Origin of the sequence: Streptomyces hirsutus, assembly GCF_001418415.1 — a bacterium.
Classification (GTDB): domain Bacteria; phylum Actinomycetota; class Actinomycetes; order Streptomycetales; family Streptomycetaceae; genus Streptomyces; species Streptomyces hirsutus.
Genome location: NZ_LIQT01000630.1, coordinates 1 through 3,521, shown reverse-complemented (window position 1 = coordinate 3,521; position 3,521 = coordinate 1). Strand labels below are relative to the sequence as shown.

Genomic DNA, 3,521 nt, shown 5'->3' with positions numbered 1-3,521 from the left:
GTACGGGGGCGAGGGCGGGTACGGAGCGGGCGTGGGCCCGGGTCCGAGGGCCGGGGCGCCGCGTTGATCCGTCGTTGAGCGAACGTTTTTCACCGCGCTGCACGCTGGCGGGCATGTACATCGACACCATCGCGTCGCCCGACCTCACGTGGCAGGAGGAGGCCCTGTGCGCGCAGACCGGGGGAGACTTCTTCTTCCCCGAGCCCGGCAGCTCGGTCCGTGACGCCAAGCGGATCTGCGGTCTGTGCCCCATCCGGGTCACCTGCCTCGACTACGCCATGACCAACGACATGCGCTTCGGCGTCTGGGGCGGACTCTCCGAGAAGGAGCGGCTGGATCTGCGGCGTACGTCCCGGCGCTGACGGCGCGGGACCTCGGCCCCCGCGGCCCCGAGGGGGAACCCGGACCGGGCGAAACGACGACGGCGGGCCGCCCCGTCACCGGGGCGGCCCGCCGCTGTCGGGGCGAGGGCGGAGGTCAGCCGGCTGCCCGCGCGGCCATCCGGGCCTTGCGCGCCGCGAGCTTCTCGTCGAACTTGCTGGCCTCGGAGTCCAGACCGCCGAGGAACAGGCCGAGCTCCTCCTGGGCCTTGAGGCCCTCGGGGCCGAGCCCGTCGATCTCCATGATCTTCAGGAAGCGGATCACCGGCTGGAGCACGTCGTCGTGGTGGATGCGCAGGTTGTAGACCTCGCCGATCGCCATCTGCGCCGCGGCCCGCTCGAAGCCGGGAATGCTGTGGCCCGGCATCCGGAAGTTCACGACGACGTCCCGCACCGCCTGCATCGTGAGGTCGGGGGCGAGCTCGAAGGCGGCCTTGAGCAGGTTCCGGTAGAAGATCATGTGGAGGTTCTCGTCGGTCGCGATGCGGGCCAGCATCCGGTCGCAGACCGGGTCACCGGACTGGTGGCCGGTGTTGCGGTGCGAGATGCGGGTGGCCAGCTCCTGGAACGCGACATAGGCGACCGAGTGCAGCATCGAGTGCCGGTTGTCCGACTCGAAACCCTCGCTCATGTGCGCCATGCGGAACTGCTCCAGCTTGTCCGGGTCCACCGCCCGCGACGCGAGCAGGTAGTCCCGCATCACGATGCCGTGCCGGCCCTCCTCCGCGGTCCAGCGGTGCACCCAGGTGCCCCAGGCGCCCTCGCGGCCGAACAGCGTGGCGATCTCGTGGTGGTAGCTCGGCAGGTTGTCCTCGGTCAGCAGGTTCACCACCAGCGCGATCCGGCCGACCTCGGTGACCTTGGACTGCTCCTTCTCCCAGGCCTCGCCGTCCTCGAAGAAGCCGGGGAAGTTACGGGCGTCGCTGAACGGCACGTACTCGTGCGGCATCCAGTCCTTGGTGACTTTCAGGTGCCGGTTGAGCTCCTTCTCGACCACTTCCTCCAGCGCGTACAGCAGCCGGGCGTCGGTCCAGACGGAAGGGCTGCCGAGATGGGGGGAGGCGATCGACATGGGTACTCCAGGGGACGGGTGCAGTACGGGGGTGTCGGCGAGCGGCGCCGGCAACCTACGGAATCGTAGGCTACGAATCCGTAGGTTACGAAACCGTAGGTTAAGTGTGCCGTAAAGATTGCTGATCGGAAACGGGAATCCCCCGTCAGGCGTACAGGTCCCGCAGCCGCACCGAGAGGCGGGTGACGCAGCCCTCGAGCTTCTCGAACTCCCCGATGTCCACCGGTACCGGCGCGTAGCCGAGGTCCGTGAACGGCTCCGCCGTCTTCGGCGCGCTCGCCGCCCTCAGCAGCCGGTCCCCGCCCAGCGGCACCACATGCGCCCCGGACTCCTCCGGCACCGGCAGGAAACGGGGGGAACAGCGACGGCGCGTCCAGGTTCGGGACGTGTCCGACGACCGTCCCGTCCGGCAGCGCCGTCACCGCCGACTTCGGATGCAGCACCTTGCTCACGGGCACCGCCACCACCCGGGCGCCCAGCGGCTCGAACGTCGCCCGCACCTGCTGGATCCCGGCCGCGTCGGTGCTCCCCCACGCCCTTCAGGCAGTGGGGGAGGGCGAGAGCCTTCTTGCTGGGCACGTGCGTGACTCCTTATCGGACGGGGCAGGTCCGGCAGCGGTACCGAGGGTGCCGACGGGCCGGCCGGCTCCCCCGGGTGCCGGCGCAGCCATCATGCAGGGCGAACCCGGCCCGGGTCACCCCGTCGGCCCTGTGATCTGCGTGATCTGCCACCGGCAATCGGTCCGAACGGGTCGCGCGCGGGTCGCGGGGGCCTCGTCTGTCCTGTCTACCTCACTTACCTCATCTGTCCTTCCTGCCTCTCTTGCGCCCCTTGCCCCCTTTGCTCTGCCCGCCCCGCCCGCTCTGCAGGCCTTGCCTCACCCGGGTCGTCCGACGGCTTCCGGTGCGATCTCCTTCAGTTCCCCCTCCTCCATCAGCAGCCAGCGCGTGATCCCGACCGACTCCAGGAACGGCAGGTCGTGGCTGGCCACGATCAGTGCCCCCTCGTACGACTCCAGCGCCGTGGTGAGCTGCCGGACGCTGGCGATGTCGAGGTTGTTGGTCGGCTCGTCCAGCATCAGCAACTGCGGCGCCGGCTCGGCCAGCATCAACGCGGCCAGCGTCGCCCGGAAGCGTTCCCCGCCGGAGAGCGTCACCGCCTTCTGGTCGGCGCGGGCGCCCCGGAACAGGAAGCGGGCGAGGCTGGCCCTGATCCGGTTGTTGGTGGCGCCCGGCGCGAACCGGGCCACGTTGTCGGCGACACTCAGCTCGCCGTCGAGGACGTCGAGGCGCTGTGGCAGGAACCGCAGCGGGACCTGCGCCGTCGCCTCCCCGGACACCGGCGGGAGCTCGCCCGCGACGGTGCGCAGCAGCGTCGTCTTGCCCGCGCCGTTGCGTCCGATCAGCGCGACCCGTTCCGGGCCCCGCAGCTCGAAGCCGCCGTCCACCCGTGCGCCGTAGGCGAGTTCGAGGTCCGTGAGGGTGAGGACGGTACGTCCCGGCGGTACGGCCGTGTACGGCAGGTCGACGCGGATCTCGTCGTCGTCCCGTACCGCCTCCACGGCCTCGTCGAGCCGTTCCTTCGCTCCGGCGAGCCTCTCCTCGTGCATGATGCGGTGCTTGCCCGCGGACTCCTGGGCCGCGCGTTTGCGGGCCCCCATGACGATCTTCGGCTCGCGCTTCTGGTCCCACATCTTCTGCCCGTACCGCTTGCGGCGGGCCAACTTGGCGTGAGCGTCGGAGAGTTCACGCTTCTGTTTGCGCAGGTCCGCCTCGGCGACCCGCACCATGCGCTCGGCCGCCTCCTGTTCGACCGCGAGCGCCTCCTCGTAGGCCGTGTAGTTGCCGCCGTACCAGGTGACCTCTCCCACCCGTCTCCCACCGCCACCCTCGACCGAGGTGCTGTGCGCCGCCGTGTTCACTCGGCGCAGATCGGCGATCTGGTCGACCAGTTCCAGCAGTTCGCGGTCGTGGCTGACCACGACCATGACGCCCGGCCAGTTCCCGACGGCCGTGTAGAGCCGCCTTCGGGCGTACAGATCGAGGTTGTTGGTGGGCTCGTCGAGCAG

General features: G+C 70.1%; 3 protein-coding genes and 1 pseudogene. 1 reads left to right on the top strand and 3 read right to left on the bottom strand.

The window, feature by feature from the left end; genetic code table 11:
- The first annotated feature begins 113 nt into the window (after nucleotides 1–113).
- Nucleotides 114–362, top strand: a complete 249-nt coding sequence (locus AOK11_RS36320) for a WhiB family transcriptional regulator (protein ID WP_055597896.1) — start codon at nucleotides 114–116, stop codon at nucleotides 360–362.
- Between the two features lie 115 nt (nucleotides 363–477).
- Here the strand turns inward: AOK11_RS36320 and AOK11_RS36315 are convergent, their stop codons facing one another.
- From AOK11_RS36315 to AOK11_RS36305, 3 genes and pseudogenes are all read right to left on the bottom strand, one after another.
- Nucleotides 478–1,452 (bottom strand): acyl-ACP desaturase, encoded by a 975-nt coding sequence (locus AOK11_RS36315; RefSeq protein ID WP_055597895.1) that lies wholly within the window; start codon nucleotides 1,450–1,452, stop codon nucleotides 478–480.
- Nucleotides 1,453–1,597: 145 nt separating this feature from the next.
- Nucleotides 1,598–1,982 (bottom strand): annotated as a pseudogene (locus tag AOK11_RS36310) (N(G),N(G)-dimethylarginine dimethylaminohydrolase); the annotation flags it as partial.
- A gap of 348 nt (nucleotides 1,983–2,330) precedes the next feature.
- Nucleotides 2,331–3,521 (bottom strand): ATP-binding cassette domain-containing protein (locus AOK11_RS36305; RefSeq protein WP_055597894.1); only part of this gene is annotated, 1,191 nt, incomplete at its 5' end.